The 26,131-nt window shown below is 69.4% G+C and carries 36 protein-coding genes; 29 read left to right on the top strand and 7 right to left on the bottom strand.

Translation table 11 applies throughout. The features are described 5' to 3' along the window. Position 1 precedes the first annotated feature (1 nt). The 4 genes from AC3A3L_RS03945 to AC3A3L_RS03930 form a co-directional block, all read right to left on the bottom strand. Positions 2-913 (bottom strand): ABC transporter permease, encoded by a 912-nt coding sequence (locus AC3A3L_RS03945; RefSeq protein WP_487638720.1) that lies wholly within the window; start codon positions 911-913, stop codon positions 2-4. After that, positions 910-2,022 carry an ABC transporter ATP-binding protein gene (locus AC3A3L_RS03940; protein ID WP_487638719.1) on the bottom strand — a complete coding sequence of 371 codons (1,113 nt, stop codon included), beginning with the start codon at positions 2,020-2,022 and terminating at the stop codon, positions 910-912. The genes AC3A3L_RS03945 and AC3A3L_RS03940 overlap by 4 nt, the downstream gene beginning before the upstream one ends. A 1-nt stretch (position 2,023) precedes the next feature. Then, positions 2,024-3,277 carry an ABC transporter substrate-binding protein gene (locus AC3A3L_RS03935; protein WP_487638718.1) on the bottom strand — a complete coding sequence of 418 codons (1,254 nt, stop codon included), beginning with the start codon at positions 3,275-3,277 and terminating at the stop codon, positions 2,024-2,026. Positions 3,278-3,347: 70 nt separating this feature from the next. Further along, complete coding sequence (locus tag AC3A3L_RS03930; RefSeq protein WP_487638717.1) at positions 3,348-4,793, bottom strand: gamma-aminobutyraldehyde dehydrogenase; 1,446 nt, start codon at positions 4,791-4,793, stop codon at positions 3,348-3,350. A gap of 181 nt (positions 4,794-4,974) precedes the next feature. Between AC3A3L_RS03930 and AC3A3L_RS03925 the strand changes: the two genes are divergently transcribed. From AC3A3L_RS03925 to trmB, 3 genes are read left to right on the top strand one after another with little or no spacing between them, the layout of a single operon-like run. Continuing rightward, a complete protein-coding gene (locus tag AC3A3L_RS03925) occupies positions 4,975-5,445 on the top strand; it encodes an Lrp/AsnC family transcriptional regulator (protein ID WP_487638716.1) in 471 nt (156 codons plus the stop codon). Beyond that, on the top strand, positions 5,442-6,845 hold the full coding sequence (locus tag AC3A3L_RS03920; protein WP_487638715.1) for an aspartate aminotransferase family protein: 1,404 nt from the start codon (positions 5,442-5,444) through the stop codon (positions 6,843-6,845). Before AC3A3L_RS03925 ends, AC3A3L_RS03920 begins: the two co-directional genes overlap by 4 nt. Before the next feature lie 60 nt (positions 6,846-6,905). Next, a complete protein-coding gene (gene trmB, locus AC3A3L_RS03915; RefSeq protein WP_487638714.1) occupies positions 6,906-7,637 on the top strand; it encodes a tRNA (guanine(46)-N(7))-methyltransferase TrmB in 732 nt (243 codons plus the stop codon). On the opposite strand, the gene AC3A3L_RS03910 is transcribed toward trmB, so the two are convergent. After that, positions 7,613-8,020: a hypothetical protein gene (locus tag AC3A3L_RS03910; RefSeq protein ID WP_487638713.1), complete on the bottom strand. Its 408-nt coding sequence runs from the start codon at positions 8,018-8,020 to the stop codon at positions 7,613-7,615. The two genes, trmB and AC3A3L_RS03910, sit on opposite strands and share 25 nt — an antisense overlap. Positions 8,021-8,100: 80 nt before the next feature. Between AC3A3L_RS03910 and AC3A3L_RS03905 the strand changes: the two genes are divergently transcribed. The 26 genes from AC3A3L_RS03905 to AC3A3L_RS03780 all read left to right on the top strand — a co-directional run bounded on the left by AC3A3L_RS03905 (position 8,101) and on the right by AC3A3L_RS03780 (position 23,302). After that, on the top strand, positions 8,101-8,913 hold the full coding sequence (locus AC3A3L_RS03905) for an alpha/beta hydrolase family protein (protein ID WP_487638712.1): 813 nt from the start codon (positions 8,101-8,103) through the stop codon (positions 8,911-8,913). A gap of 388 nt (positions 8,914-9,301) precedes the next feature. Beyond that, positions 9,302-9,610, top strand: a complete 309-nt coding sequence (gene rpsJ, locus AC3A3L_RS03900) for a 30S ribosomal protein S10 (RefSeq protein ID WP_008360994.1) — start codon at positions 9,302-9,304, stop codon at positions 9,608-9,610. Positions 9,611-9,618: 8 nt separating this feature from the next. Then, positions 9,619-10,284, top strand: coding sequence for a 50S ribosomal protein L3 (gene rplC, locus AC3A3L_RS03895; protein ID WP_487638711.1), 666 nt, complete (start codon positions 9,619-9,621; stop codon positions 10,282-10,284). 2 nt (positions 10,285-10,286) lie between these two features. After that, positions 10,287-11,153, top strand: a complete 867-nt coding sequence (rplD, locus tag AC3A3L_RS03890; protein ID WP_487638710.1) for a 50S ribosomal protein L4, sunset domain variant — start codon at positions 10,287-10,289, stop codon at positions 11,151-11,153. After that, the gene (gene rplW, locus AC3A3L_RS03885; protein WP_056599661.1) at positions 11,150-11,455 is read left to right on the top strand and encodes a 50S ribosomal protein L23; all 306 of its coding nucleotides are present in this window, start codon (positions 11,150-11,152) and stop codon (positions 11,453-11,455) included. Before rplD ends, rplW begins: the two co-directional genes overlap by 4 nt. 24 nt (positions 11,456-11,479) lie before the next feature. After that, positions 11,480-12,316: a 50S ribosomal protein L2 gene (rplB, locus tag AC3A3L_RS03880; RefSeq protein WP_129453376.1), complete on the top strand. Its 837-nt coding sequence runs from the start codon at positions 11,480-11,482 to the stop codon at positions 12,314-12,316. Between the two features lie 5 nt (positions 12,317-12,321). After that, the gene (gene rpsS / locus AC3A3L_RS03875; RefSeq protein ID WP_090969263.1) at positions 12,322-12,603 is read left to right on the top strand and encodes a 30S ribosomal protein S19; all 282 of its coding nucleotides are present in this window, start codon (positions 12,322-12,324) and stop codon (positions 12,601-12,603) included. Then, positions 12,600-13,043, top strand: a complete 444-nt coding sequence (gene rplV / locus AC3A3L_RS03870) for a 50S ribosomal protein L22 (protein ID WP_487638709.1) — start codon at positions 12,600-12,602, stop codon at positions 13,041-13,043. Before rpsS ends, rplV begins: the two co-directional genes overlap by 4 nt. Continuing rightward, positions 13,043-13,861, top strand: coding sequence for a 30S ribosomal protein S3 (rpsC, locus tag AC3A3L_RS03865; RefSeq protein WP_487638708.1), 819 nt, complete (start codon positions 13,043-13,045; stop codon positions 13,859-13,861). The genes rplV and rpsC overlap by 1 nt, the downstream gene beginning before the upstream one ends. 4 nt (positions 13,862-13,865) lie before the next feature. Continuing rightward, positions 13,866-14,285, top strand: coding sequence for a 50S ribosomal protein L16 (gene rplP, locus AC3A3L_RS03860; protein ID WP_135838849.1), 420 nt, complete (start codon positions 13,866-13,868; stop codon positions 14,283-14,285). Beyond that, a complete protein-coding gene (rpmC, locus tag AC3A3L_RS03855) occupies positions 14,285-14,527 on the top strand; it encodes a 50S ribosomal protein L29 (RefSeq protein WP_204811325.1) in 243 nt (80 codons plus the stop codon). The genes rplP and rpmC overlap by 1 nt, the downstream gene beginning before the upstream one ends. Next, positions 14,524-14,808: a 30S ribosomal protein S17 gene (gene rpsQ, locus AC3A3L_RS03850; RefSeq protein WP_172262169.1), complete on the top strand. Its 285-nt coding sequence runs from the start codon at positions 14,524-14,526 to the stop codon at positions 14,806-14,808. Before rpmC ends, rpsQ begins: the two co-directional genes overlap by 4 nt. Positions 14,809-14,911: 103 nt before the next feature. Further along, positions 14,912-15,280 (top strand): 50S ribosomal protein L14, encoded by a 369-nt coding sequence (gene rplN / locus AC3A3L_RS03845; RefSeq protein ID WP_056599693.1) that lies wholly within the window; start codon positions 14,912-14,914, stop codon positions 15,278-15,280. 3 nt (positions 15,281-15,283) lie between these two features. Beyond that, on the top strand, positions 15,284-15,637 hold the full coding sequence (rplX, locus tag AC3A3L_RS03840) for a 50S ribosomal protein L24 (protein WP_487638707.1): 354 nt from the start codon (positions 15,284-15,286) through the stop codon (positions 15,635-15,637). Between the two features lies 1 nt (position 15,638). Then, positions 15,639-16,205, top strand: a complete 567-nt coding sequence (rplE, locus tag AC3A3L_RS03835; RefSeq protein ID WP_378550484.1) for a 50S ribosomal protein L5 — start codon at positions 15,639-15,641, stop codon at positions 16,203-16,205. 1 nt (position 16,206) lies between these two features. Further along, positions 16,207-16,392, top strand: coding sequence for a type Z 30S ribosomal protein S14 (locus tag AC3A3L_RS03830; protein WP_011757321.1), 186 nt, complete (start codon positions 16,207-16,209; stop codon positions 16,390-16,392). Positions 16,393-16,481: 89 nt separating this feature from the next. Then, positions 16,482-16,901 (top strand): 30S ribosomal protein S8, encoded by a 420-nt coding sequence (gene rpsH, locus AC3A3L_RS03825; protein WP_487638706.1) that lies wholly within the window; start codon positions 16,482-16,484, stop codon positions 16,899-16,901. Positions 16,902-16,935: 34 nt separating this feature from the next. Then, entirely contained in the window at positions 16,936-17,478 is a 543-nt protein-coding gene (rplF, locus tag AC3A3L_RS03820; RefSeq protein ID WP_487638705.1) for a 50S ribosomal protein L6, read from the top strand. 1 nt (position 17,479) lies between these two features. Further along, positions 17,480-17,863, top strand: a complete 384-nt coding sequence (rplR, locus tag AC3A3L_RS03815; RefSeq protein WP_268109908.1) for a 50S ribosomal protein L18 — start codon at positions 17,480-17,482, stop codon at positions 17,861-17,863. 38 nt (positions 17,864-17,901) lie between these two features. Further along, positions 17,902-18,525, top strand: a complete 624-nt coding sequence (gene rpsE, locus AC3A3L_RS03810; protein ID WP_487638704.1) for a 30S ribosomal protein S5 — start codon at positions 17,902-17,904, stop codon at positions 18,523-18,525. After that, a complete protein-coding gene (rpmD, locus tag AC3A3L_RS03805) occupies positions 18,525-18,707 on the top strand; it encodes a 50S ribosomal protein L30 (RefSeq protein ID WP_056599717.1) in 183 nt (60 codons plus the stop codon). The genes rpsE and rpmD overlap by 1 nt, the downstream gene beginning before the upstream one ends. 1 nt (position 18,708) lies before the next feature. Then, complete coding sequence (gene rplO, locus AC3A3L_RS03800) at positions 18,709-19,149, top strand: 50S ribosomal protein L15 (protein WP_487638703.1); 441 nt, start codon at positions 18,709-18,711, stop codon at positions 19,147-19,149. Between the two features lie 204 nt (positions 19,150-19,353). Beyond that, positions 19,354-20,649, top strand: a complete 1,296-nt coding sequence (gene secY, locus AC3A3L_RS03795; protein WP_487638702.1) for a preprotein translocase subunit SecY — start codon at positions 19,354-19,356, stop codon at positions 20,647-20,649. Further along, complete coding sequence (locus AC3A3L_RS03790) at positions 20,650-21,225, top strand: adenylate kinase (RefSeq protein ID WP_487638701.1); 576 nt, start codon at positions 20,650-20,652, stop codon at positions 21,223-21,225. It abuts the gene before it with no gap. A 16-nt stretch (positions 21,226-21,241) separates the two neighbouring features. Next, positions 21,242-22,066, top strand: a complete 825-nt coding sequence (gene map, locus AC3A3L_RS03785) for a type I methionyl aminopeptidase (protein WP_487638700.1) — start codon at positions 21,242-21,244, stop codon at positions 22,064-22,066. 204 nt (positions 22,067-22,270) lie between these two features. Beyond that, on the top strand, positions 22,271-23,302 hold the full coding sequence (locus tag AC3A3L_RS03780) for a TerC family protein (RefSeq protein WP_487638699.1): 1,032 nt from the start codon (positions 22,271-22,273) through the stop codon (positions 23,300-23,302). 27 nt (positions 23,303-23,329) lie between these two features. On the opposite strand, the gene AC3A3L_RS03775 is transcribed toward AC3A3L_RS03780, so the two are convergent. After that, entirely contained in the window at positions 23,330-24,796 is a 1,467-nt protein-coding gene (locus tag AC3A3L_RS03775) for a serine/threonine protein kinase (protein ID WP_487638698.1), read from the bottom strand. Beyond that, a complete protein-coding gene (locus AC3A3L_RS03770; protein ID WP_487638697.1) occupies positions 24,793-25,977 on the bottom strand; it encodes an FHA domain-containing protein in 1,185 nt (394 codons plus the stop codon). Before AC3A3L_RS03770 ends, AC3A3L_RS03775 begins: the two co-directional genes overlap by 4 nt. Positions 25,978-26,131: the final 154 nt, after the last annotated feature.

Here is a 26,131-nt window from a genome sequence, read left to right as displayed (position 1 = left end):
CTCACACCAGCTCCTCGGTGCCGAAGCGGCGGATGTAGAGGAAGACCAGGACGAGGATCGCGGCCATGAGGGTGAAGGACAGCGCCGCAGCCACCGGGTAGCCGCCGGGGACGGCGAGGAACTGGTCGTTGATGACGTTGCCGATCATCTTGCCGCGCTGGGGGCCGAGGAGCTCCATGTTGACGAAGTCGCCTGCCGCCGGGATGAAGGTCAGCAGCGTCCCGGCCAGGACGCCCGGCATCGAGATCGGGAGCGTCACGGTGCGGAAGGTCGTGAACCCGTTGGCGTAGAGGTCGCCGCCGGCCTCGATGACGCGCGGGTCGGCGCGTTCGAGCGAGGCGTAGATGGGCAGCACCATGAACGGCAGGAAGTTGTAGGTGAGGCCGGCGACCACGGCGATCGGGGTGTTGATGATGTGCCCGTTGGGCAGCAGGTGCAGGAAGTTGAGGAGGCCCGCCACCCACCCCTCGTCGGCGAGGATCTGCGACCACGCGAAGGTGCGGAGGATGAAGGAGGTGAAGAACGGCGCGATGACGCAGATCATCATCAGGTTGCGCCACTTCCCGGCCTTGAACGCCATGGCGTAGGCCAGCGGGTAGGCGACGACGAACGCCAGGAACGTCGCCAGGCCGGCGTAGAGGAACGACCGGGCGAAGTGCGGGGCGTAGTCGGTGAGTGCGCTGGCGTAGTTGGAGAAGTTGAGGTCGCGGTAGTAGTAGCCCGGGAAGCCGGGGTAGCGGCTCTGCAGGCTCACCGACGCGAGCTGCACCAGCGGCAGGAGGAAGAAGACGCCGAGCCAGAGCACGCCCGGCAGCATCAGCAGGTAGGCAGTCCAGGACCGCCGCTTGACCTCGGGTGCAGCGGCCGCGGGCTCGAGAGCCGGGTCGCCGGTCACCTGGGCGAGCGCGCTCATGCGGTGGACCCCGGGTCGTCCGCGGGCACCCCGAACGCGTGCCCGGGGTTCCAGGTGAGCCAGACCTCGTCGCCCGGTCGCAGGTCGAGCGGCTCGACGTCGAGGTTCTGCTCGTAGCAGCTCCAGGTCGCGCCGCTCGGCATGTCCACGAGGTAGCTCGTGGCCACGCCCAGGAACGACACGTCGCGCACCACGCCCCGCACGTCGTTGCCGACACCTTCGGGGCGGGTCCGTGACACCGTCACCTTCTCCGGGCGTACGCCGAACAGCACGTCGCCCTCGTGCACCTGCGAGCGGGACTTGAGGATCTTGACGGGGGTCCCCAGCACGTTGACCACGAGGTGGTCGCCGTCGACGTCCTTGATCGTGCCGATACCGGTGTTGGCCTGTCCGAGGAAGTCGGCGACGAACCGGGTGCGGGGCAGGTCGTAGAGCTCCTCCGGTGCGCCGAGCTGCTCGATGCGGCCGCGGTTCATCACCGCCACGGTGTCGGCCATGGTCATGGCCTCCTCCTGGTCGTGCGTGACGTGGATGAAGGTGAGCCCGACCTCGGTCTGGATGCGCTTGAGCTCGACCTGCATCTCGCGTCGCAGCTTGAGGTCGAGGGCTCCGAGCGGCTCGTCGAGGAGCAGCACCTCCGGGTGGTTCACCAGGGCCCGCGCCAGCGCCACCCGCTGCTGCTGACCACCGGAGAGCTGCGCCGGCTTGCGCCCGGCGAAGGGCGCCATCTGCACCAGCTGCAGGGCGTCGTCGGCCCGCTCGGCCGCGTCGGGGACCTTGCGGCGCTTGGGGCCGAAGGCGACGTTGTCGCGGATCGTGAGGTGCGGGAACAGTGCGTAGGACTGGAACACCGTGTTGACCGGACGTTCGTAGGGCCGCGAGCCGGTGAGGTCGGTGTCCCCGATCCGCACTCGTCCGGCGGTCGGCTGCTCCAGCCCGGCGATCATCCTCAGCGTGGTCGTCTTGCCGCAGCCCGAGGGCCCGAGCAGGGCGAAGAAGGAGCCGCGAGGGACCTCGAGGTCGATGCCGTCTACCGCGGTGAAGTCCCCGAACGTCTTGGTGACGCCCTCGAGCCGGAGGTCGCCCTGCGCTTCGCGGAATCCGGCCATGTCAGTTCCCCATCACCTTCGTGGACCAGAGGTCGGCGTACAGGATGTCCTCGTCCGCGTCGAGGACCCGGAACTGCTGGACGTTGTTGTCCTCGATGAACTCGACGGTCGGGAAGATCCACGGGCTCTCGGCGAGGTCGGGGTCGATCTTCTCCATCTCGGCCTGGGCGCCCTCGACGGGACAGACGTAGTTGACCCATGCGGCCACCTGGGCAGCGACGGCCGGGTCGTAGTAGTAGTCCATCAGCCGCTGGGCGTTCCTGCGGTGCGTGGAGGTGATCGGGACCATGAGGTTGTCCGACCACAGCGTCCCGCCGGACTCCGGCAGGGTGAAGGTCCAGTTGGGGTCCTCGGTGTCGTACGCGAGGACGAAGATGTCGCCGCTCCAGGTGATGCCGGCGACCGCGTTGCCGCTGGTGAGGTCCTCCATGTAGGAGTTGCCCTTCACCTTGCGGATGTAGCCCTCCTCGATCTTCTGCTCGATGAAGTCGAGGGCCTTCTCGAACTCCGCCTGGCCCCAGTCACTCTCGATGTCGACCCCCTGGGACTGCATGACGAGGCCCGCTGTGTCGCGGTACTCCGAGAGCACGACGACGCGGCCCTTGAGGTCGTCGGTCCACAGGTCGTCGAGCGACTTGAGCTCGCGGCCGACCTTCTCCTTGTTGTAGCCGATGCCCGCGAAGCCGCTCTGCCACGTGATCGAGTGGAGACGGCCGGGGTCGAAGGAGGCGTCCTTGAGCGGCTGCAGGAGGTTGCCGACCACGTTGGGCATCTGGATCAGCTCGAGCGGCTGGACCACCTGGTCGCGGATGAGCCGGGCCGCCATCCAGTCGGTGAGCGTGATGATGTCGCGGTCGATGTCCTGGCCGGCACGCAGCTGGGGACCCACCTTGGCGTAGTAGGAGTCGTTGTCGTCGATCTCCTCGTAGTAGCTGGCCTGGATCCCGGTCTGCTCGATGAAGGCCTCGAGGGTGGGGGACTTCGTCTCCTTGCCGTTCATGTCGAGGTACGCCGTCCAGTTGGCCCACCTGACGATCTTCTCCTCGTCGGAGACGTCGGTCGGGAGGTCCAGGGCGGCGGCGCCGGTGGCGGCGGGCGGCTCGGGCGGGGCGCACCCGGTGAGCGCCAGGCCGGCGCCGGCGGCGACGCCGGTGCCGAGCAGCGCCCGACGGCTCAGCCCGCCGGAGGCGGCCGCGGTCAGCGCCGCGGCCGGTGGGGACAGGGGGCGCCGTCCGCGGCGCGGGATGGGTGTCATCGGTGCATCTCCTCCGGTTCGCCCCCGAGCCGTGCTGGTGTGCTGGTGCTGGCCATCCTGCGCTCGTCGCTCAACTCTCGATGTTGGCCATGACGTGCTTGACGCGTGTGTAGTCCTCGAACCCGTACATCGACAGGTCCTTGCCGTAGCCGGACTTCTTGTAGCCGCCGTGCGGCATCTCGGCGACGAGCGGGATGTGGGTGTTGATCCACACGCAGCCGAAGTCGAGGGCCTTCGACATCCGCATCGCGCGACCGAAGTCCTTGGTCCACACCGACGACGCCAGCCCGTAGTCGACGCCGTTCGCCCAGCGGACCGCCTCCTCCTCGTCGGTGAAGCGCTGCACCGTGATGACGGGGCCGAAGATCTCGTTCTGGATCGCCTCGTCGTCCTGCCGCAGCCCGGAGAGGACGGTCGGCTCGAGGAAGTAGCCGTCGCCGAGGTCCGTACGACGGTTGCCGCCCGCCGACACGGTCGCGTGGGACGGCAGGTTCTCGATGAACCCGCTCACCCGGGCGAGCTGGTTGGCGTTGTTGACCGGGCCGAACAGGGCGTCCTCGTCGTCGGGCAGCCCCACCGGCGCCGAGCCGGCGGCGTAGTCGGCCAGTGCGGCGACGAAGTCGTCGTGGATGCCCGGCGCGGCGAGGACGCGTGTGGCGGCCGTGCAGTCCTGGCCGGCGTTGAAGTAGCCGGCGATCGCGATCCCCTCGACGGCGGCCTCGATGTCGGCGTCGTCGAAGACCACGACGGGGGCCTTGCCGCCCAGCTCGAGGTGGACCCGCTTGAGGCTCGGGGCGGCGCTGGCCGCGACCTCGCTGCCGGCGCGGACCGAGCCGGTGATCGCGACGAGTCCCGGCGTGGGGTGCTCGACGAGCAGGCGCCCGGTCTCGCGGTCGCCGGTGACGACGTTGAGCGTGCCGGCGGGGAGGAACTCCGCGGCGAGCTCGGCCAGCCGGAGCGTGCTCTCGGGCGTCGTGTCGCTGGGCTTGAGCACGACGGTGTTGCCGGCCGCGAGGGCCGGGCCGATCTTCCAGACCGCCATCAGCAGCGGGTAGTTCCACGGCGTCACCTGGCCGACGACGCCGATCGGCTCGCGGCGGATCCACGACGTGTGGCCCGCCATGTACTCGCCGGCAGCCTTGCCCTCCAGCAGCCGCGCCGCCCCGGCGAAGAACCGCAGCTGGTCCACCATCGGTGGGATCTCCTCGCTCGCGGTGAGCGCCTTGATCTTGCCGGTGTTGGCGGACTCGAGGGCGATCAGCTCCTCGGCGTGGTCCTCGATCGCGTCGGCGATCTTCAGCAGGGCCTGCTGGCGCTCGCCCGGCGTCGTGCGTCCCCACTCGCCGAACGCCCGGTCGGCCGCCTCGTAGGCAGCATCCACCTCCTCCGCCCCGCTGACGGGGGCATGGGCGACCACCTGTCCGGTCGTCGGGTCGACGACGTCGCTCGTCGCGCCGGCGCTGCCGTCGACGTACGTGCCACCGATGAAGTTGCGCAGCGTGCGTGGGCTGGTCACGGAGGTCCTCCCGGTCGGGTGCGGTGAGGGGAGACTAGGACGGGTGGGCGTGCCATCGCCATACTTGTTGCCGAAGATTGTGCGGGAATCGCGGAATTAACAGTCCTGAAATGCGGAATCCACGCTCGGCGACTTGCGAACCAGCGATCTCACGTCCACGATGGCGCCATGAGCGAGCGCCGTGGGCACCAGGATGGGTGAGGCACAGGTGCGCCTCGACGCCACCGCCAAGCGGATCATCGAGCTGCTGCAGGAGGACGGTCGGATCTCCTACGCCGCGATCGCCAAGGCGGTCGGGCTGTCGGAGGCGGCCGCCCGGGCCCGGGTCCAGAAGCTGCTCGACTCCGAGGTGATGCAGGTCGTCGCGGTCACCGACCCCACACAGGTCGGGTTCACCCGCCAGGCCATGATCGGCGTCCGCACCGAGGGCGACCCGATGAAGGTCGGCGACCGCCTGGCCGAGGTGCCGGAGGTCGACTACGTGGTCACCACCGCCGGCAGCTTCGACCTCCTCGTCGAGGTGGTGTGCGAGGACGACCCGCACCTGCTCGACGTGATCCGACAGGTCCGCGAGCTCGAGGGCGTCGTCTCCTCCGAGACCTTCGTCTACCTCAAGCTCAACAAGCAGCACTACAACTGGGGAACGAGATGAGCCTCCACACCACCGAGGGCAAGCCCACCGACGCGTCCTTCGACTACCAGGCCGCCGGCCGCGACCACCTCTGGTTGCACTTCACCCGCCACTCGACCTACGAGAACGGCGGCGAGATGCCGCTCATCGTCAAGGGCGAGGGCCACAAGATCTGGGACAGCCACGGCCGCGAGTACATCGACGGCCTCGCCGGGCTCTTCGTCGTCCAGGTGGGCCACGGCCGCCAGGAGCTCGCCGAGGCGGCGGCGAAGCAGGCGCAGGAGCTGGCCTTCTTCCCGCTCTGGTCCTTCGCGCACCCGCGCGCCGTCGAGCTCGCCGACCGGATCGCCGCGATGGCGCCCGGCGACCTCAACCGCGTCTTCTTCACCACCGGTGGCGGCGAGGCCGTCGAGTCGGCGTGGAAGCTCGCCAAGCAGTACTTCAAGCTCACCGGCAAGCCCAACAAGCACAAGGTCATCTCCCGCGCGGTGGCCTACCACGGCACCCCGCAGGGCGCACTCTCCATCACCGGCATCCCGCCGCTGAAGGAGATGTTCGAGCCGCTCGTGCCCGGCGCCCACAAGGTGCCGAACACCAACTTCTACCGCCGCCCCGAGTTCGTCGGCGACGACGAGAAGGCCTTCGGGCGCTGGGCCGCGGACCGGATCGCCGAGGCGATCGAGTTCGAGGGCCCCGACACCGTCGCCGCCGTCTTCCTCGAGCCGGTGCAGAACGCCGGCGGCTGCTTCCCGCCGCCGCCCGGCTACTTCGAGCGGGTCCGCGAGATCTGCGACGAGTACGACGTCCTGCTCGTCTCCGACGAGGTCATCTGCGCCTTCGGCCGGGTGGGGGAGATGTTCGGCGCGGCCGAGTTCGGCTACCAGCCCGACATCATCACCTGCGCCAAGGGCATGACCTCGGGCTACTCGCCGATCGGCGCCATGATCGCCAGCGACCGTCTCTTCGAGCCCTTCAGGTCCGGCACGACGGCCTACGCCCACGGCTACACGTTCGGCGGCCACCCGGTCTCGTCCGCGGTGGCGATGGCCAACCTCGACATCTTCGAGCGCGAGGGACTCACCGACCACGTCCAGCAGAACGCGCCCGCCTTCAGGGCGACCCTGGAGAAGCTCCTCGACATCCCGATCGTCGGCGACGTGCGCGGCCACGGCTACTTCTACGGCATCGAGCTGGTCAAGGACCGCGAGACCAAGGAGACCTTCGACGACGCCGAGTCGGAGCGCCTGCTGCGCGGCTACCTGTCCGGTGCGCTGTGGGAGGCCGGCCTCTACTGCCGTGCCGACGACCGCGGCGACCCGGTCATCCAGCTGGCACCGCCCCTGATCATCGGCCAGACCGAGTTCGACGACATCGAGCAGCGGCTTCGCTCCGTGCTCACGGGGGCGCTCGAGCACCTCTGAGGCGTGGTCGCGTCCCGCGCCGATGTGCATCCGGCCCCGCGGGCCGGGGATCATGGTCCGGTGAACGACGTCGTACGCCCCGCCCGCCCGCACCACAAGCTCACCGCGGACGGGCGCCGGATGCGGGAGGTGCTCACCTACTCGCGGCGGGGGAGCCGGTTCACGCCGCGGCAGGCCGAGTCGTGGGCCGCCCACCACGCCGACTGGGTGATCCCGGAGGAGGCCGTCGACCGGCCGGGCTTCGACCTCACCGAGTGGTTCGGCCGCGAGGCGCCGCTGATCCTCGAGATCGGCCCCGGCATCGGCGAGGCGACCGCGGTGCTCGCGGCCGCGCGGCCCGACCACAACGTGCTCGCCCTCGAGGTGTGGCTGCCCGGCATCGCCGACTCGCTCTGGCGCGTCGCCGAGGCGGGGGCCGACAACGTGCGGTTCTGCTCCGTCGACGCCGTCTGGACCCTGGAGAACCTCCTCGGCCCGGCCAGCCTCGCCGAGCTGTGGACGTTCTTCCCCGACCCGTGGCGCAAGACCAAGCACCGCAAGCGCCGGCTGGTCAACCCCGCCAATGCCGCGCTCGCCTCCTCCCGGCTGGTGCCGGGCGGCGCGTGGCGGCTGGCGACCGACTGGGCCGACTACGCCGACCAGATGCGCGAGGTCCTCGACGCAGAGCCGACCCTCGAGGGTGGGCCGGTCGAGCGCTGGGACGAGCGGCCGGTGACCCGGTTCGAGCGCAAGGGTCGCGACGTGGGCCGCGACATCGTCGACTTCTGCTACCGCCGGTCCGATCGCGGCTGATCGATCACCAGGCCGGCCTCGCGCAGCAGGTGCTCGAGCCGCAACCGCTCCGCCTCGCGGTCGGTGCCCTCGCGCAGGTCGCTGACCAGGTCCGGCACCCCGAGCGCGCGTGCCGCCTGGCCCAGCAGGTCGTCGTACGCCGCCACGGTGCCGCGTCGACGCGCCATCGGGGTGCCCGGCGCTGGGGCCAGCACCGCCGGCCGGACCCGGCGCAGGGCAGCAGCGAGGTCCTCGATCGCCGGGAGCGACGGGGCCGGCGGGGGAGGGGAGACGTGCGCACGCACCCGGCGGACCGCGCGGCCGATCTCGGCCTGGCAGAGGGCGAGCCCCACAGCAGCGCCCAGCATCAGGGTGCAGAGGACGAGCGTGACCAGACCGGCCATCCTTCGACGGTAGGACGGTCCGGGAGACGAGGCAAGGGCGGGGCATCGACCGACGTCGCTCCTCTTCCTATCCTCGTGCCGTGCGGGTGACGTGGGGGCGGAGCGGTGCGGTGTCCGCTGCCGTCCTGGCCCTGCTCGTCGCCGGGTGCTCGGGCACGGACGGGACGACCGCGGGCGAGTCGTCGGACCCCGACCCGACCGCGGTGCTGCGCGAGCGGTGCTCCTCCGCAGTCCCGGCGGACGCGGAGCTCGAGGCCCTGACGCTGCGCGGCGAGCGCGGCGGGCAGCTCGAGGCAGCCCGCACCGGCCCGGCGGAGAACGCGACGGTCGCGGTGCTGCTGCCCCAGACGAGCGGCCTCTGCGGCTGGGGGCGATGGGCCGCCGCCGCGGTCGAGGACGCGGACGTCACCTCGCTGCTGGTCAACCCGTGCGGCTACGGCGAGTCGGTCTGCGATGCCGACCAGGACGCCGACCCGCTCACCGAGGTCGGTGCAGCGGTGCGGGTGGCCCGCGACGACGTCGGGGCCGAGCGCGTCGTGCTCCTCGGGACGTCGATGGGCGGGTCCCTGACCGTCATGGCTGTCGCCGCCGGGGCCGACGTCGACGCCTGGGCCGACATCAGCGGGCCCTCCTCGTGGGAGGGGGTGGAGCTCGCGTCGCTGGGCCACGACCTCCCCGCCACCGGTCTCGTCGCCGGTCTCGTCGCCATGGCCGCCAGCGACGGCCCGGCCGAGCTCGCGGACGCGCGAGCGCTCGCCCGGGCCGGCGGAGTGCCGTTCGTCCCGCGCAGGTACGGTCACGGCTGGGAGCTCCTGGTGGACCCGGTCAGCGGGTCCCCGACCCGGCTCGGACGTCGCCTCATGGCACTCGCCGCGGGCCGGCAGCAGGGGTGACGCGCACGACAGCGGACGACCCACCATTCCGATTTGGCGTGGGCACGTGGAGTCTGTCAAGATGTTCCGGTTGCTCCGGCGGGTCGCCGGGGTGCGGCACACACCTTGACTTCTGAATCGCGTCTCCTTGATCGAGCCAGTCGTCTGCGTGCGCCGCACCGGATCACATGGTGATCGGAGACCCGACCAGATCCGACAACCGTCGGGTGCCACCCAGAGCAGTTCCGATCCCTCCGGGGTCGTGTCACGAGCCGATGTTTTCAGTTGGACGCGCGACACGCCCGACCGCGGGGGTCGGAGGGTGGAGGAGAGACAGGCGGCGCTCGCCCACCGGGGGCTGAGAGCCGAAACCAGACCAGGCGTACGAGATCGAAGAGGACAGGGACCTATGGCGGGACAGAAGATCCGCATCAGGCTCAAGGCCTATGACCACGAGGTGATCGACACCTCGGCGCGGAAGATCGTGGACACCGTCACCCGTACGGGTGCGAAGGTCGCCGGCCCTGTGCCGCTGCCGACCGAGAAGAACGTGTACTGCGTCATCCGTTCGCCCCACAAGTACAAGGATTCCCGCGAGCACTTCGAGATGCGCACCCACAAGCGCCTGATCGACATCATCGACCCGACGCCGAAGACCGTCGACTCGCTGATGCGTCTCGACCTGCCTGCCGGTGTCGACATCGAGATCAAGCTCTGAGGCCTGACATGACCAACACTTTCGAGCGCAACGCGAAGGGGCTGCTGGGCACCAAGCTCGGCATGACCCAGCTCTGGGACGAGAACAACAAGGTCGTCCCCGTCACCGTGATCGCGGCCGCGACCAACGTCGTGACCCAGGTCCGCCGCCCCGAGGTGGACGGCTACAACGCCATCCAGGTCGGCTTCGGCGAGATCGAGGCCCGCAAGGTCAACTCGCCCGAGGCCGGTCACTTCTCCAAGGCCGGCGTGACCCCGCGCCGCCACGTGGCCGAGATCCGCACCGCTGACGCGGGCTCCTACACGGTCGGCCAGGAGCTGACCGTCGAGACCTTCGCCGCCGGCGAGGAGATCGACGTCACCGGCACCAGCAAGGGCAAGGGCTTCGCCGGCACGATGAAGCGTCACGGCTTCGCCGGTGTGTCCGCCTCCCACGGTGCCCACCGCAACCACCGCAAGCCGGGCTCCATCGGCGCCTGCGCCACCCCGGGTCGCGTGTTCAAGGGCACCCGCATGTCGGGCCGCATGGGCAACGACACGGTGACCACCCAGAACCTGACGGTGCACGCCGTCGACGCCGACAAGGGCCTGATCCTGATCAAGGGTGCCGTTCCCGGCCCCAAGAACGGTCTCGTGGTCCTCCGCTCGGCCGCCAAGAAGACGCAGGAGGCCTGAGCATGGCTGTCAAGACCGTCAAGGTCGACCTCCCCGCCGAGATCTTCGACGTCGAGGTCAACATCCCCCTGATCCACCAGGTCGTCGTGGCCCAGCAGGCCGCTGCGCGCCAGGGCACGCACGCCACCAAGACCCGCGGCGAGGTCCGCGGCGGTGGTCGCAAGCCCTACAAGCAGAAGGGCACCGGCCGCGCCCGCCAGGGCTCGACGCGCGCCCCGCAGTTCGCCGGCGGTGGCACCGTCCACGGCCCGCAGCCGCGCAGCTACGACCAGCGCACCCCCAAGAAGATGAAGGCCGCCGCCCTCCGCGGTGCCCTCTCCGACCGGGCCCGCAACGACCGCGTCCACGTGGTCGACGGCCTGGTGTCGGGCGACAAGCCCTCCACCAAGGCCGCGCTCGCCGCGCTGACGTCGCTGACCGACCGCGTGGGCTACCTCGTGGTGCTCGAGCGCTCCGACGCGCTGACCTGGCTCTCGCTGCGCAACGCGCCCGAGGTCCACATCGTCGCCGTCGACCAGCTCAACACCTACGACGTGATCGCCGCTGACGACATCGTCTTCACCAAGGGTGCCTACGACGCCTTCGTGGGTGGCGCCTCCGCCGCTCCGGCCGCGAAGACCGAGTCGGCTGCTGCCCCCGCCACCGAGCAGGCCACCGACGAGCCGGCCCTGCCGGCCGGTGCGAAGGCCCCGCTCAAGAGCGGCAAGAACCCCAAGGGCTACGACGTCCAGGGCCTGCAGTCCGGCACCTACCTGGTCGAGGGCGACGCCGCCTACGACGTCTCGGGTGGCGACTTCTGGTTCAAGTCCGCCGAGGACGCCGAGGCGGCCGGCCTGACCCGCGCCGACGAGAAGGAGAGCGACAAGTGAGCACCCTGCACAAGGACCACCGCGACGTCCTGATCGCCCCGGTCGTGTCGGAGAAGAGCTACGGCCTGCTCGACGCCAACAAGTACACCTTCATCGTCCACCCGGACGCCAACAAGACCGAGATCAAGATCGCGGTCGAGAAGGTCTTCGACGTCAAGGTCACCTCGGTCAACACGATCAACCGACAGGGCAAGACCCGTCGCACCCGCTACGGCATGGGCAAGCGTCCCAACACCAAGCGCGCGATCGTCAGCCTCGCCGAGGGTCACCGCATCGACATCTTCGGAGGTCCGGTCTCCTGACCGGGCTCCTGACTAGGAACTGATATGGCTATCCGCAAGTACAAGCCGACCACCCCGGGCCGTCGTGGCTCGTCGGTGGCCGACTTCGTCGAGATCACCCGGTCCACGCCCGAGAAGTCGCTGACGCGCCCGCTGCCGAAGAACGGTGGCCGCAACAACCAGGGCCGCATCACCACCCGTCACAAGGGTGGCGGCCACAAGCGCGCCTACCGCATCATCGACTTCCGTCGCTACGACAAGGACGGCGTCCCGGCCAAGGTCGCTCACATCGAGTACGACCCCAACCGCACCGCGCGCATCGCGCTGCTGCACTACGCCGACGGCGAGAAGCGCTACATCGTCGCCCCCAAGGGTCTGACCCAGGGCACCGCGGTGGAGTCCGGCCCCAACGCCGACATCAAGCCCGGCAACAACCTGCCGCTGCGCAACATCCCGGTCGGCACGACCATCCACTGCGTGGAGCTGCGTCCGGGCGGCGGCGCCAAGATCGCCCGCTCGGCCGGCAACTCCGCCCAGCTGGTCGCCCGTGAGGGCAGCCGCGCCACGCTGCGCATGCCCTCGGGCGAGATGCGCTTTGTCGACGTCCGCTGCCGCGCCACGATCGGCGAGGTCGGCAACGCCGAGCAGTCCAACATCAACTGGGGCAAGGCCGGCCGCATGCGGTGGAAGGGCGTCCGCCCGACCGTCCGCGGTGTCGTCATGAACCCGGTGGACCACCCGCACGGTGGTGGTGAGGGCAAGACGTCCGGTGGTCGCCACCCCGTCTCCCCCTGGGGCAAGCCCGAGGGCCGCACGCGCAAGCGCAAGGCCAGCGACTCCCAGATCATCCGTCGTCGCAAGTCCGGCAAGGGTAGGAAGTAACCGACATGCCTCGCAGCCTCAAGAAGGGCCCCTTCGTCGACGACCACCTTCAGAAGAAGGTGGACGCCGAGAACGAGAAGGGCAGCCACAACGTCATCAAGACCTGGTCGCGCCGGTCGATGATCGTGCCCGACATGATCGGCCACACCATCGCCGTGCACGACGGTCGCAAGCACGTCCCGGTCTTCGTGACCGACTCCATGGTCGGCCACAAGCTCGGGGAGTTCGCCCCCACCCGCACCTACCGCGGGCACGTCAAGGAAGACCGGAAGGGACGCCGTCGATGAGCACCACCGAGCGCAGCCGCACCAGTGCGCGCCGCGAGTCGCTGCTCGGCGACCAGCCGGGCGCGTTCGCCAGCGCACGCTTCGTGCGGATCACCCCGATGAAGGCCCGCCGTGTCGTCGACATGGTCCGCGGCCTCCAGGTCGACGAGGCCCTGACCCTGCTGCAGTTCGCGCCGCAGGCCGCCTCCGAGACCGTCTACAAGGTGCTGGAGAGCGCGATCGCCAACGCGGAGACCACCGAGGGCCTCAACCGGGCCGACCTCGTGCTGTCCGTCGCCATGGTGGACGAGGGCCCGACGATGAAGCGTTGGCGTCCGCGTGCCCAGGGCCGTGCGACCCGCATCAACAAGCGCACCAGCCACATCACCCTCGCGGTGCAGCCGGCCGACGTGCTGGCCACGAAGACCGGCCGCGCCAACAAGAACGGAAGGGGTGCCTGATGGGCCAGAAGATCAACCCGAACGGCTTCCGCCTGGGCATCTCCACCGACCACAAGAGCCGTTGGTACGCCGACAAGCTCTACAAGTCGTACGTCGGTGAGGACGTCGCCATCCGCAAGCTGCTCTCCAAGGGCATGGAGCGGGCCGGCATCTCCAAGGTCGAGATCGAGCGCACCCGTGACCGCGTGCGGGTGGACATCCACACCGCCCGTCCGGGCATCGTGATCGGCCGCCGCGGCGCCGAGGCGGACCGCATCCGCGGCGAGCTCGAGAAGCTCACCGGCAAGCAGGTCCAGCTCAACATCCTCGAGGTCAAGAACCCCGAGGTCGACGCGCAGCTGGTCGCCCAGGGCGTCGCCGAGCAGCTCTCGGGCCGCGTGCAGTTCCGTCGTGCCATGCGCAAGGCGATGCAGACCTCGATGCGCTCCGGTGCCAAGGGCATCCGGATCCAGTGCTCGGGTCGTCTCAACGGCGCCGAGATGTCGCGCACGGAGTTCTACCGCGAGGGCCGCGTGCCTCTGCACACGCTCCGCGCCGACATCGACTACGGCTTCTACGAGGCCCGCACGACCTTCGGCCGCATCGGCGTGAAGGTCTGGATCTACAAGGGCGAGGTCGCCGGCACCCGTGCCGAGCGCCAGGCCCAGCAGGCTGCTCGCGCCGGTGCTCCCGGCCGCGGCGGTCGTCCCAACACCCGTGGCGGTGACCGTCCGAGCCGTGGCTCGCGCGGCGACCGCGCTCCTCGCACCGAGGCCACCGCTGAGACCTCAGCTGCCCCGGCTGCCGAGGCTGCACCGAGCACCGGACAGGAGGCCTGACCTCATGTTGATGCCCCGTCGCGTCAAGCACCGCAAGCAGCACCACCCCAAGCGTCGTGGCGTCGCCAAGGGCGGCACCTCGCTGGCCTTCGGTGACTTCGGCATCCAGGCGGTCGAGGGTCACTACGTGACCAACCGGCAGATCGAGTCGGCCCGTATCGCCATGACCCGCCACATCAAGCGTGGCGGCAAGGTCTGGATCAACATCTACCCGGACCGTCCGCTGACCAAGAAGCCGGCCGAGACCCGCATGGGTTCCGGCAAGGGCTCCCCCGAGTGGTGGGTTGCCAACGTCAAGCCCGGCCGCGTCATGTTCGAACTCTCCGGTGTCGACGAGGTGACTGCTCGTGAGGCCATGCGCCGCGCGATGCACAAGCTCCCGATGAAGTGCCGGTTCATCTCCCGTGAGGCCGGTGAATTCTGATGGCTACCAAGCTGAACGCCCACGAGCTCGACGAGCTCGACGCACCCGCCCTCGAGGCCAAGCTGCGCGAGGCCAAGGAGGAGCTGTTCAACCTGCGGTTCCAGGCCGCCACCGGGCAGCTCGAGAGCAACGGCCGCCTGCGCGTGGTCAAGAAGGACATCGCCCGCATCTACACCGTGGTCCGCGAGCGCGAGCTCGGCATCCGCACCACCCCGGGCACCAACGAAGAGGCGAAGGCATGAGCGAGAACACTGCGACCCAGTCGGCCGGCGAGCGCAACCAGCGCAAGGTCCGTGAGGGCCTCGTCGTCAGCGACAAGATGGACAAGACCATCGTCGTCGCCGTCGAGGACCGCGTGAAGCACGCCCTCTACGGCAAGGTCATGCGCAAGACGTCGCGCCTGAAGGCGCACGACGAGACCAACCAGTGCGGCATCGGCGACCGGGTCCTCATCATGGAGACCCGTCCGCTGTCGGCCACCAAGCGCTGGCGCCTCGTCGAGGTGCTGGAGAAGGCCAAGTGACCTGAGGCCCACCGGCCTCGAGCACAAGTTTCCACATATCAGTTCGGCCAGGCTCGCCCCCCGCTGAGAGGGCGAGAACCAGCTCGACAACCAGGAGAAATCAATGATCCAGCAGGAGTCGCGACTCAAGGTCGCCGACAACACCGGTGCGAAGGAGATCCTCTGCATCCGTGTTCTCGGTGGCTCTGGTCGTCGCTACGCCGGCATCGGTGACGTCATCGTCGCCACCGTCAAGGACGCGATCCCCGGTGGCAACGTCAAGAAGGGCGACGTCGTCAAGGCCGTGGTCGTGCGCACCGTCAAGGAGCGTCGCCGCGCCGACGGTTCCTACATCCGCTTCGACGAGAACGCCGCCGTCATCCTCAAGAACGACGGCGAGCCCCGTGGCACGCGCATCTTCGGCCCCGTGGGCCGCGAGCTGCGCGAGAAGCGCTTCATGAAGATCATCTCGCTCGCCCCGGAGGTGCTGTGAGAGATGGGTAAGGACATGAACATCAAGAAGGGTGACACCGTCAAGGTGATCGCCGGCAAGGACAAGGGTGCCCAGGGCAAGGTCATCTCGGTCCTCCGCGAGGAGGAGCGCGTGATCGTCGAGGGTGTCAACCTCGTCAAGCGCCACACCAAGTCCGTGCAGCAGACCAACACCACCGGCGGCATCATCACCCGCGAGGCGCCCATCCACGTCTCCAACGTGATGCTCGTCGAGGGTGACGGCGTCACGCGCGTCGGCTTCCGCCGCGACGAGGTCACCAAGCGCCGTCCCGACGGCTCGACCTACGCCGCCAGCCGGTCGGTCCGCGTGTCCCGCAAGTCCGGCAAGGAGATCTGAGATGGCCGAGACCCAGACCACTGAGATTCCCCGTCTCAAGGCGCGCTACCGCGAGGAGATCGTCCCCGCGCTCCGCTCCGAGTTCGACATCGCCAACATCATGCAGGTGCCCGGCCTGACCAAGATCGTGGTCAACATGGGCGTCGGCGAGGCTGCGCGCGACTCGAAGCTGATCGAGGGCGCGATCCGCGACCTCACCGCGATCACCGGCCAGAAGCCGGCCGTCACCAAGGCCCGCAAGTCCATCGCGCAGTTCAAGCTCCGCGAGGGCATGCCGATCGGTGCGCACGTCACTCTGCGTGGTGACCGCATGTGGGAGTTCCTGGACCGCCTGCTGTCCCTGGCCCTGCCCCGCATCCGCGACTTCCGCGGCCTCTCGCCCAAGCAGTTCGACGGTCGTGGCAACTACACCTTCGGTCTCACCGAGCAGGTCATGTTCCACGAGATCAACCAGGACAGGATCGACCGGTCGCGCGGCATGGACATCACCATCGTGACCACCGCCACCAACGACGACGAGGGCCGCGCGCTGCTCAAGCAGCTCGGCTTCCCGTTCAAGGAGAACTGACATGGCGAAGACTGCACTCAAGGTCAAGGCCGCCCGCAAGCCGAAGTTCGCTGTCCGCGGCTACACGCGCTGCCAGCGCTGCGGCCGCCCGAAGGCCGTCTACCGCAAGTTCGGCCTGTGCCGCATCTGCCTGCGCGAGATGGCCCACCGCGGCGAGCTCCCCGGCGTCACCAAGTCTTCTTGGTAACTAGCACCGTCTCCTGGTAAATCACCGAAATACGTTGCAGGTCCTCCGGCCGCGAGCCTGAGGAAACCACGACGAGAAAGAACCACATCATGACGATGACTGACCCGATCGCAGACATGCTCACGCGTCTGCGCAACGCCAACCAGGCGTACCACGACGTGGTGTCGATGCCCTACAGCAAGATGAAGGCCGGCCTCGCGGAGATCCTCAAGCAGGAGGGCTACATCACCTCCTACGACGTCGCCGACAACGTCACCGCCGAGGGCGAGCCCTCGGTCGGCAAGACGCTGACCGTGACGCTCAAGTACGGCCGCAACCGGGAGCGCTCGATCGCGGGTGTCCGCCGCATCAGCAAGCCCGGCCTGCGCGTCTACGCCAAGCACACCAACCTGCCCAAGGTCCTCGGTGGCCTCGGCGTCGCGATCATCTCGACGTCGCAGGGCCTGCTGACCGACCGCCAGGCGAACCAGAAGGGCGTGGGCGGCGAAGTCCTCGCCTACGTCTGGTGACCCGGACCAACTGAGACCAGGAAGAGAGAGAAGCATGTCGCGCATTGGCAAGCTCCCCATCGCGGTCCCGTCCGGTGTCGACGTCGCGATCGACGAGTCGCTGGTGACCGTCAAGGGCCCCAAGGGCACCCTGTCGCACACCATCGCCGCGCCGATCACGGTCGCCAAGGGCGAGGACGGCGTCCTCGAGGTGCAGCGCCCCGACGACGAGCGCAACAGCCGCTCGCTGCACGGCCTGACCCGCACGCTCATCAACAACATGGTGGTGGGCGTCACCGAGGGCTACGAGAAGAAGCTCGAGATCGTGGGCGTGGGCTACCGCGTCCTGCCCAAGGGCCCGACGCAGCTCGAGTTCCAGCTCGGCTACTCGCACCCGATCATCTTCGACGCCCCCGAGGGCATCACCTTCACCGTCGAGGGCCCGACCAAGCTCGGCGTCGTCGGCATCGACAAGCAGCTCGTCGGCGAGGTCGCGGCCAAGATCCGCAAGCTCCGCAAGCCCGAGCCCTACAAGGGCAAGGGCGTGCGCTACGCCGGCGAGCACATCCGCCGCAAGGTCGGAAAGGCCGGTAAGTGACATGGCGATCTCGCTGAGCAACAACAAGCACACCGCCAACCGCGTGCGTGCGCGCCTGCGCCGTCAGGCGCGTGGCCGCAAGCGCATCAGCGGCACCGCCGAGCGTCCGCGCCTGGTGGTCACCAAGTCGGCCAAGCACCTCTCGGTGCAGGTCGTCGACGACCTGCAGGGTGCCACGCTGGCCTACGCCTCCACGATGGAGGCCGACGTCCGCGGCACCGAGGGCGACAAGACCGCCAAGGCCAAGCTGGTCGGCGAGCTGGTGGCGTCGCGTGCCAAGGCCGCCGGTATCGAGGACGTCGTCTTCGACCGGGCCGGCAACAAGTACCACGGCCGTATCGCGGCCCTGGCTGACGCCGCCCGTGAGGGCGGCCTCCAGTTCTGATCGCCCACGCGAAGAATTCTGAAAGAGGAGAAAGTCTCATGAGCGGAGCCCAGCGCGGACAGCGCGGTGGCGAGCGCCAGGGTGGTGACCGTCGCGGACGCGACAACGGTCGCAACCAGGCTGACAAGACCGCCTACATCGAGCGCGTCGTGGCGATCAACCGAGTCGCCAAGGTCGTGAAGGGTGGTCGTCGCTTCAGCTTCACCGCCCTCGTGATCGTCGGCGACGGTGAGGGTCTGGTCGGCGTCGGCTACGGCAAGGCGAAGGAAGTTCCCGCGGCGATCGCCAAGGGTGTCGAGGAGGCGAAGAAGCACTTCTTCAAGGTCCCCCGCATCCAGGGCACGATCCCGCACCCGGTCCAGGGCGAGAAGGCCGCAGGCGTCGTCCTGCTGCGTCCCGCCGCTCCCGGTACCGGCGTCATCGCCGGCGGCCCGGTGCGTGCGGTCCTCGAGTGCGCCGGCATCCACGACGTGCTGAGCAAGTCGCTCGGCTCGTCCAACCAGATCAACATCGTCCACGCGACCGTCGAGGCGCTGCGGATGCTCGAGGAGCCCGAGGCCGTCGCCTCGCGCCGCGGCATGCGCGTCGAGGACGTCACCCCGGCCGCGCTGCTCAAGGCTCGTGCCGAGAGCCAGGCCGAGACCGCGGGGGTGCAGTCCTGATGGCACAGCTCAAGGTCCAGCAGAAGCGTGGACTGGTCGGCCTCAAGGCCAACCAGCGCGAGACGCTGCGGTCGCTCGGTCTCAAGCGGATCGGCGACGTCGTCGTGAAGGAAGACCGCCCGGAGATCCGGGGCATGATCAACACCGTCCGTCACCTGGTGACGTTCGAGGAGGTGGAGTGACATGACGCTCAAGCTGCACCACTTGCGTCCCGCTCCGGGAGCCAAGACCGCCAAGACCCGTGTGGGTCGCGGTGAGGGCTCCAAGGGCAAGACCGCCGGCCGCGGTACCAAGGGCACCAAGGCGCGCTACCAGGTTCCGGCTGCCTTCGAGGGTGGCCAGATGCCGATCCACATGCGCCTGCCCAAGCTGAAGGGCTTCAAGAACCCCTTCCGCGTGGAGTTCCAGGTCGTCAACCTCGACCGCCTCGGGGAGCTGTTCCCCGAGGGTGGCACCGTGACGGTCGACGACCTCGTGGCCAAGGGCGCCGTTCGCAAGAACCAGCCCGTCAAGGTCCTGGGTCAGGGCGACATCTCCGTCGCCGTCCAGATCAGCGCCGACGCGTTCTCGACCTCCGCCAAGGAGAAGATCGAGGCTGCCGGCGGCACCGCGACCGTGGCCTGAGGCCACGATCTCGCTCATCCGGTGAAGGCCTGGCCGCACAGTGGGAACTGTCGGCCAGGCCTTTGTCGTTCTCTCCTTGATTCTGGGGGAGGAAGCGGGTCGAACCCCGACTGTTAGGCTTCCCCGGGCCCTCAGCCGTACGACGGCGAGGGTGTCTCGTCCGCCCGCCGATCCTGGCCGGGCACCCATACGAAAGAGGAACCAGTGCTAGGCGCGTTCGCCAACGCTTTCCGGACTCCGGACCTGCGGCGCAAGCTGCTCTTCGTCCTGCTGATCGTCACGATCTTCCGGCTGGGCTCCCAGGTGCCCACCCCGGGAGTGCACGTCGCCAACGTCCAGGCGTGCATCGACCAGCTCGAGGAGGGCGGCCTCTACAGCCTGATCAACCTCTTCTCGGGTGGTGCGCTGCTGCAGCTCACCATCTTCGCGCTGGGGATCATGCCGTACATCACGGCCTCCATCATCCTGCAGCTGCTCGTCGTGGTGATCCCACGGCTCGAGGCGCTGAAGAAGGAGGGACAGGCCGGTCAGACGAAGATCACCCAGTACACGCGCTACCTGACGCTGGGCCTGGCCGTGCTGCAGGCGACCGGCATCGTCGCCCTGGCGCGCAACGGCGCCCTGCTGCAGGGCTGCACGCGCGACCTGCTGCACGACGACGGCACCACGACGTTCCTGGTCATGGTCGTCACGATGACGGCGGGCACCGCGGTCATCATGTGGCTCGGTGAGCTCATCACCGACCGCGGCATCGGCAACGGCATGTCGATCCTGATCTTCACCCAGGTCGTCGCGACCTTCCCCGCGTCCCTGTGGAGCGTCCAGACCTCGCAGGGCTGGGTCACCTTCGCCATCGTGATGGTGATCGGCCTCATCCTCGTCGCCGGCGTCATCTTCATCGAGCAGGCCCAGCGCCGCATCCCGGTGCAGTACGCCCGCCGGATGGTCGGGCGCAAGATGTTCGGCGGCAACTCGACCTACATCCCGCTCAAGGTCAACCAGGCCGGCATCATCCCGGTCATCTTCGCCTCCTCGCTGCTCTACCTGCCGGCGATGGCGGTGCAGTTCAACCCCGACAGCAAGAACGCCGTGCTCGACTTCATCGGCACGTACCTCGTGGGCGGCGACCACCCGCTCTACATGGCGATCTACTTCCTGCTGATCATCTTCTTCACGTACTTCTACGTCTCGATCACCTTCAACCCTGTCGAGGTGGCGGACAACATGAAGAAGTACGGCGGCTTCATCCCCGGGATCCGGGCGGGCAAGCCGACCGAGGACTACCTGTCCTACGTCCTGTCCCGCATCACGTTCCCTGGAGCCCTCTACCTCGGCCTGATCTCGTTGGTCCCGCTCGTCGCCTTCGCGATGATCCAGGCCAACCAGAACTTCCCGTTCGGCGGCACGTCCATCCTGATCATGGTCGGCGTGGCCCTCGACACCGTGAAGCAGATCGAGAGCCAGCTCCAGCAGCGCAACTACGAAGGATTCCTGAAGTAGATGAGACTGATCCTCATGGGCCCGCCGGGGGCGGGCAAGGGCACGCAGGCCCGCTTCGTGGCCGATCACTTCGGCGTCCCGGCGATCTCCACCGGTGACATCTTCCGCGCCAACGTCTCCCAGGGCACGCCGCTCGGCGTCGAGGCCCAGCGCTACATGGACGCGGGCGAGTACGTCCCCGACGAGATCACCAACATGATGGTGCGCAACCGCATCGACGAGGCCGACGCCGAGCCGGGCTTCCTGCTCGACGGCTACCCCCGCACCCTCGCCCAGGTCACCGAGCTCGACGGCATGATCGGGTTCACCGGTCACCAGCTCGACGCGGTTGTCGTGCTCACGGTCGACCCGGAGGAGCTCGTCCAGCGCCTGCTGCAGCGTGCGCAGACCGACGGCCGCGCCGACGACACCGAGGACGTCATCCGTCGCCGGCAGGAGGTCTACGCCGAGCAGACCGAGCCGCTCATCGGGGTCTACCGCGAGCGGGGCATCCTCGTCGAGGTCGACGGCATGGGCGAGGTCGACGAGGTGACGACCCGCATCTTCGACGCACTCGACGTCGTCCCGCAGAGCTGACGGCCGGCGCAGGCCCATGGGGTTCAGGGACCGCGGGATCGAGATCAAGACCCCCGAGCAGATCGACCTGATGCGGGTCGCGGGGCTGCTCGTGGGGGAGACCCTCGAGCTGCTCCGCGCCGCGGTGCGGCCCGGGGTGAGCACCCTGGAGCTCGACACCCTCGCGGAGACCAACATCCGCGACCACGGGGGCGTGCCGTCCTTCAAGGGCTACAGCCACCCGCCCTTCCCCGCGACGATCTGCGCCTCGGTCAACGACGAGGTGGTGCACGGCATCCCCGGTGAGCGCACCCTCTCCGAGGGTGACGTCATCTCGATCGACTGCGGCGCCATCGTCGCCGGATGGCACGGCGACGCCGCGATCACCGTCCCGGTCGGCGAGGTGCGCGACGACGTGGCGGAGCTGCTGCGGGTCACCGAGGAGTCCCTGTGGCGCGGCATGGCAGCCGCCCGCCTCGGTGGACGCGTGGGCGACATCAGCCACGCCGTGGAGACCCACGTCCGCTCGGAGGGCCGCTACGGCATCCTCGAGGACTACACCGGGCACGGCATCGGCACCGAGATGCACATGCCGCCCAACGTGCCCAACGTCGGGCGGCGCGGTCGCGGCCCCTCGATCGTCGAGGGTCTCGCGCTCGCCGTCGAGCCGATGGTCACGCTCGGCAGCAAGCACACCGACCTGCTCGAGGACGAGTGGACCGTCGCGACCGTCGACGGGTCCTACGCCGCCCACTTCGAGCACACCTTCACGGTGACCCCCCAGGGTGCCTGGGTGCTCACCGCCGTCGACGGCGGCCGCTCGCGCCTCACGGCCCTCGGCGTCCCATTCGGCGGACGCTGACCTCGATTTCGCACCCTCCTCGCGACGCGTGACACACTGACGCGGTTGGAGGGGAGTATTCCCTGAGCAGTGGTGTCGTCAGTACGGCGTCCGCGCGAGCGGGGCCCGGTGCCACTGGTCCGTGGCAGCAGCGCGGGCGGAAGAGACCTCTGGCGTCCGTGCGCTGCGCGGACACCGATCTCGCCTCATCCCTAGGAGCAACGCGTGAACGTACCCACCTGGGTCTGGATCGCCACATTCGCCGTCACGATCGTGATCTTCACCTTCGACCTCGTCATCGTCGGCCGGCGGCCGCACGAGCCGAGCATGAAGGAGTGTGCGACCTACCTCTCGATCTACGTCGGCCTGGCCATCCTGTTCGGCATCGGCGTGTGGGTCACGTGGGACCACCAGCACGGCCTGGAGTTCTTCTCCGGCTGGTTGGTGGAGTACTCGCTGTCGATCGACAACCTCTTCATCTTCATCATCATCATGGCGAAGTTCGCCGTGCCGAAGGAGCTGCAGCAGTACGCCCTGATGATCGGCATCGTGATGGCGCTGGTCATGCGCGCGATCTTCATCGGGGTCGGCGCCGCGGCGATCGAGCAGTTCAGCTGGGTCTTCTACCTCTTCGGGATCTTCCTGATCTACACCGCGATCAAGCTCGCGAAGGAGGGCGGCGAGGACGAGGACGACGAGTTCGAGGAGAACAAGCTCGTCGCGTTCGTCGAGCGGCGCTTCCCGGCCACGTCGGAGTGGCACGGCAAGAAGCTGCTGATCACCGGCGACAACGCGAAGAAGATGATCACGCCGATGTTCATCGTGATCCTCACGCTCGGCACCACCGACCTGCTGTTCGCGCTCGACTCGATCCCGGCGATCTTCGGCATCACCAAGGAGCCCTACCTGGTGCTCACGGCCAACATCTTCGCGCTGATGGGCCTGCGCCAGCTCTACTTCCTGATCGGCGGGCTCCTGCAGCGCCTGATCTACCTGTCCTACGGCCTCGCGTTCCTGCTGGCCTTCATCGGCGTCAAGCTGTTCTTCCACGCGCTGCACGAGAACGAGGTGCCGTTCATCAACGGTGGCGAGCCGCTCCACTACGACTGGCTGGAGATCCCGATCTGGCTCTCCCTCGTGGTCATCGTCGCCACGCTGGCGATCACCGCCGTGCTGTCGCTGTGGGCCTCGAGCCGGATGTCGTCGGAGGAGCAGGACGCGGCCACCGGCCCGCGCCGCGACTGGGAGGACGGCTGACCGCCGCCTGACGTCGGGACCCGCGGGTCAGGACACGCACTGGCTCGCGCTGGGCGAGTTGTCCGACCCGCGGGTCATCCGCACGTCGAGGCACACCGGGTCGTCGGTGCGCACGAGGAGACGCCGGCGCGACGTGCTGCCGTACTCGTCGGTGTCGTCGCGGTGCCAGCTGAACGAGTCACCGGCCTCGACGGGCACGGGCGGGCGCCACTCGAACAGCACGCCCCGGGGCGTCCGGCTCCCGGTCAGCGAGACCGCCTCGGTGAGGACGTCGGGGATCACGTCAGCCGGCGTCTGCGACTCGGTCGGCACGACCACGCCTGGATCCTCCCCACGGTCGTTGCCGCCGAGGACCAGGAACCCCACCAGCAGCGCGAGCACCGCGACGCCGACACCCGCCCACACCAGGCCCGGCACGCCCGTGCGCTCCTCCTCGCCGTCCAGCGGCGCGGGCGCCGGGTCCTGGGCTGCGATGCGGCGGGGGCCGCTCGCCGAGATCACCGTGACCGGCTTCATCGCCGTCGCGTCCTCGGCCGGTCCCGTCGGGCCGGAGGGCCCGAACGCGCCCGACGCGCCCGTCGTGCCGGCTGAACCGGTCGAGCCGTCCGAGGCACTCACCGAGGCGTCCGGCCGGTCACCCTCCACCGCCACCACGGTCCGCGGCCAGCCGGCGGCCGACTCGATGCGCTGGAGCGCCCGGGCGAGCTCGAGCGCGCTGGCGGGCCGGTGCTCCGGGCGCTTGGCCAGGCACTGCTGGAGCAGCCGGTCGAGCGCGGGAGGGACGTCGGGGCGCTGGGTGGCGGGGGGAGCGGCGTGCAGGATGCGCGCGCTGAGCGCCCGGGTCGAGTTGTCGCCCGACGGGATGGAGAACGGCGAGCGGCCGACGAGCAGGTGCCAGATGGTCGCGCCGAGGGAGTAGACGTCGGAGGCCACGGAGCCGTTGGACCGTCCGTCGAGCAGCTCGGGTGGCGACCAGGGGTAGGAGATGCGGACGTCGTTGTCGCCCTCGACGTCGGCCATGTGGCCGGCGATGCCGAAGTCGGTCAGCGCCGGCTCGTGGTAGGTGGTGACGAGGACGTTGCTCGGCTTGATGTCGCGGTGCAGGATGCCCGAGCGGTGCGCGGTCTCGATCGCGCTGGCCAGCTTGATGCCGGTGGACACCGCGTCGACGGGGGCCATCGGGTTGGCGCGCACCCGCACGCCGAGGTCCGGCGGGGGGCAGTAGCGCATCACGAGGAACGGCCGCCCGCCCTCCGCGGTGACACCGGCGGTGATCACCGAGACGATGTAGGGGTGGTCGGCCAGGCGCGCCATCGCGTTCGCCTCGGCGGTGAACAGGTACTTCTCGCGGTCGGTGAGGGGCACGTCCGGGCGGACGACCTTGACCGCGACCCGCTGGCGCGGCCACTGCTGCTCGTAGAGGAAGACGTCGGCGAAGCCGCCGCTGCCGAGGTGCTCGACGAACGCGAACCCCGGGATGACTGGTGCGCTCACCGGGCGACCGCCCCCGACTCGTAGCGGACGCTGTAGACGTGGGCCATGTCGAGCACCGTGCCCGGCTCGAGGACGTAGGCGTCACCGGGCCGCATGCGCTCCGGCTCCCGTCCGGGGGGCGCGATGGTGGTGCCGCCGCGGCTCTCGAGGTCGCGGGCGACGACGTCCCAGCCGTCGAGCTCGATCTGCAGGTGGCGCCGCGAGACGAACGAGTGGTCCCTGGGCAGGTGCACCAGGTGCGGCCAGTCGGTGCTGCCCTCGGCCGGCGCGGGCTTGCGGCCCAGGACCACGCCCCGGTCGAGGGGGACGACCTCGCCGGTCGGGAGCCGGAGACCCCCGAGTGACGGACGGTCCACACGTCGCGGTTCCTGCGGCGCGACGCGCTGGTGGCAGACGCGGCACTGCGGGGCGATCGGCGGGGTCAGGTGCCCGAGGGGACAGCTCACGGCGAGCACCGTCGGCGTGGTGCTCTGGGACAGGTGGGCCGGCCGGAGGGACGTCGCGCCGTCGTGGTCGTCGGGCTCCGCCGCGGCGCTCGGTCCGCCACCCGGTGCGGTCGGGGGCCGGATCGTGGTGTGGGCGCCCTCCTCGATGCGCTGCATCATGAGGGGGTCGGGCTCCGAGGTGTCGACCAGCGAGCCGGTGTCCTCGACCCGGCGGCGCACGCGGGTGCGCGGGGGAGGGCCGTCGGGACCCTTCGCCGCCAGGATGGCGTCGGGGATGCCGTCGATGAGTGCGGCCGCCGCGGGCGGCGGGCTCTCCTGGGCGCGCTGCTGCACCGGGGCGGTGCGGGCCGAGACGGGCGTCAGCTCCACGCGGTCGGCGGCGACCACCCCGCCCACCAGGCGCCGGGTGGTCGCGAGGCCGCCGGGGTCCGCCCCGCCGTCGAGGCTCAGCACCCGCGCGGGTCCGGCGAGGCGTACGTGGCCCACGCCGCGCGAGAGCGTCGTCGAGGCCCCGGAGGTGAAGTCGACGAGGGCCAGCCCGGGCGGATCGCCCTCGAACGCCTTCTCGGCGATCGCCAGCACGCGCTCCGCGGCGCTCGCTCCCGAGGGAGCCCCCAGGGAGAGGGCGTCCCAGATCTCCTGGACCACCCGCTCGTCACCGGGGTCGGTCAGCAGCACCCAGTGGGCGCCACTGCCGACGAGCACACCAGCACCGCTGGCGTACCGCGCTTCCACGATCAACGCCGGCTCCCCTCGTACGCGCCCACGCGGCCCATCATCACCCATCACGCCAGTCCCGCGCACATGGTCACGATTTGTCGGAAACTTGTCCCAACTTGCGACACATACATACGCTCCTCCTGGGTGAGTGCGGCGGGCGTACCTCATC

Source organism: Nocardioides sp. Soil_C_8, assembly GCF_057656315.1.
Note: the sequence above shows the minus strand (reverse complement) of the source record. Positions and strands in the feature narration are given on the sequence as shown.